Origin of the sequence: Clostridium sp. MCC344, from assembly GCF_018785365.1 — a bacterium.
Lineage (GTDB): Bacteria > Bacillota > Clostridia > Lachnospirales > Lachnospiraceae > Pilosibacter.
This window is the reverse complement of record NZ_WQPQ01000114.1, coordinates 68,819-70,503: the sequence shown is the minus strand read 5'-3', so window position 1 is coordinate 70,503 and position 1,685 is coordinate 68,819. Positions and strand designations below refer to the sequence as shown.

2 protein-coding genes are annotated in these 1,685 nt (G+C 45.8%); both read right to left on the bottom strand.

Translation table 11 applies throughout. The features are described from left to right. Nucleotides 1–210 precede the first annotated feature (210 nt). The gene (locus tag GPK90_RS18355; protein ID WP_215703625.1) at nucleotides 211–924 is read right to left on the bottom strand and encodes an AP2/ERF family transcription factor; all 714 of its coding nucleotides are present in this window, start codon (nucleotides 922–924) and stop codon (nucleotides 211–213) included. 295 nt (nucleotides 925–1,219) lie between these two features. Then, a partial coding sequence (locus tag GPK90_RS19310; RefSeq protein WP_346011303.1) for a tyrosine-type recombinase/integrase occupies nucleotides 1,220–1,685 on the bottom strand: 466 nt, incomplete at its 5' end.

The following is a 1,685-nucleotide window of genomic DNA, read 5'->3' as shown; positions in this document are numbered from 1 at the left end:
GTATCTCTGTCGAACAGTTACTGTGAGTCAATATTTCAATTGCTGCACACAGGATTCTTCTGCCTCTGTATGCTCACAAAGCCCCTCCTTTCCCCCTTGTTCCTTAAAATTTATAAAAATCACTCCCTAAACTGCATTCTATGCAGCAAAGCTGCCCGGTATTCCTGCGGTTGGAAGTGTTTTTATCAGTATTGTGATTCCCCTGCGTCCTCAGGAATTTTTTTCGCGGTATTTCGCTAAAAATGGATCATATAACCGTTTTTCCGCGTCCAGCCGCGCCTGAACTGCCTCCTCATAGGTTGCGAAGCTGCCAAGATTGTAGGACTTTCCCTGAAAGCCAATGGATGCTCTCCATCGGTTGTTTTCTCTTCTGTATACTCCGCGGTGACCGGAAGTATTATTGGAAAATGTCTTTCTGCACGCAATCCGCTCCACACAGGTTCCGTCCATAAAATGGATGGCTTTCTTCATATTTACCTTTCTCTGTGCTTCCTGAAGACAGCCACAGCTTCTTGTGACCCCGGAACGGAGATTCTCTTTGCGGCAGATGCATTGTTTTCCACAGTCACACTGACAAAGCCAGTAGTCACTCATCCTTCCCGGACGATCCTCGCGATCACCTTCGGACGATCCACTTTGCTCCACCGTGCCTTCTTTTTTTTCTGTCAGCATCGCTGCCGGTCCCAGAACGACAAGTCTGCCGTACCGCTGTCCGGTGAGATCGAGGCGTTTTTCCTGAAGTCGGATTCGCCTTCTGCATCCACAGCTCTTCGTATGTCCGTTTTTCAGGTGTGAATCTTCCACGGTGCATGTATTCCCGCAGTCACACCGGCACCGCCAATAGGTTTTAGGTTTCCCCGGAATCTTCACTTTTTCAATTACCACGAGACTTCCGTATCGTTCTCCGATCATACATTTCTTCATTCAAAAAAGCCGTCCATGACATAATGTGTATTATGTCATAACGAATCCCCCTTGTATTCATATATATACATAAAAATAATATCACGAAAAACCTTTGTTTTCAATGGATATTCCGGGATTTTTGCTTTTTTGCGTTTTTTTAACATGATTTTCAAAAAAACATACGGTCCTGAAAGCGGGTTTGCGGACCGGTTCACTTTTCTAAATTAACTTTAGGAAGCGTAAAAAGCATGTAAATTTCATGTAAGAACGATGCAGAATCATCTAAGATAAGCCGTTCATGACATAATACACATTATGTCGCAGACGGATCCTTTATTTTTCCCTTTTGTTCCATATTACCTTTCTTTCCTTCCGATCCCCCTTCTTCCCTTTGGACCAGCCCCAGCTCTAAATCCTTCGCGCAGGCCTCCTCGCTCGTGATCATCGTATACCGTCTCGTTGTCTCGATACTGCTGTGCCCAAGATAATCTGCCAATCGCGCGAGGTCGTGTTCCTTTTCGTAAAAGCATCTCGCGAAGAGATGTCTCAGGTTATGCGGAAACACTTTGCTTGCTGCCACCTTTGCCCTCTCGCAGAGACTTTTCATCTCCGTCCATATATTTCTCCGGTCCAGCGGTCTCCCGTTCCTTGAGCGGAAAATACTTCCCTCCTTGATCTTCTGTTTTCGACAGTAGTCTTTCAAAAGGATCAGAAGGGACCTTGGGATCAGGATGATCCGAACTTTGCCCTTAAAGTCGATCCGTATCTTTCGCTCCTCC